An 825-nucleotide genomic window follows, 5' to 3' on the forward strand; every position below is an offset into this window, starting at 1 on the left:
CGTTGGATCTTCCTCGCTAGTCGCTGCATCTAATTTCGCTTTTGCTTTCACTAATTCACTGTTGTTTTCTTTGTCGTGAAGTAAACTAATGGCATTATCTAACTTAGGTTGTACCGCGTCAATTTTTGCGATAGCTGCTGTTACTTGTGCTGGTGTCGCATTGTCATCATGAATCACTCTATCTGCTTCTGTTTTCGCTGCTTCAAGTTCATCATGAATTTTAGCCATTTCATTATTATATGCAGTCACGCTCGCCGGTTGTTTACCTTCGGTAACACCTACATGATTTAATCCTGGACGTTTTTGTTCTAACACTGATTTATCTGCTTTTAATGCACTTTTCGCTTCAGTTAATTGAGTTAATGCTTCTGCTACTTTTGCTTTCTCATCTCTGATTTCTTCAGCTGTCGCATCTCCGTTGTTAATCACACCTTGAGCTTCTGAACTAATTCGTTCTGCTTCTGCTTTTTTCGCTCTATAGTTATCTGTTGTTGCTGGCGTCATTCCTGGCGTTGGATCTTGTTCTGTTATTGCTTCATCAAGTTGACGTTTCGCTTCAACTAACTCACTATTATTTTCTTTGTCATGAAGTAAGCTAATTGCATTGTCTAACTTAGGTTGTACCGCATCTATTTTTGCGATAGCCGCTGTCACTTGTGCTGGTGTCGCATTGTCATCATGAATCACTCTATCTGCTTCTGTTTTCGCTGCTTCCAGTTCATCATGAATGTTAGTCATTTCATTATTGTATGCAGTCACGCTCGCTGGTTTCTTACCTTCGGTAACTCCCACATGATTTAATCCTGGACGTTTTTGTTCTAGCAC

At 40.1% G+C, this 825-nt stretch carries 1 pseudogene; it reads right to left on the reverse strand.

From position 1 onward, the window contains the following. Window positions 1-825, reverse strand: a pseudogene (locus tag DF216_RS10335) (FIVAR domain-containing protein); the annotation flags it as partial.

It is taken from the genome of Streptococcus oralis (genome assembly GCF_004127215.1).
GTDB classification, from domain to species: Bacteria; Bacillota; Bacilli; order Lactobacillales; family Streptococcaceae; genus Streptococcus; species Streptococcus oralis_BD.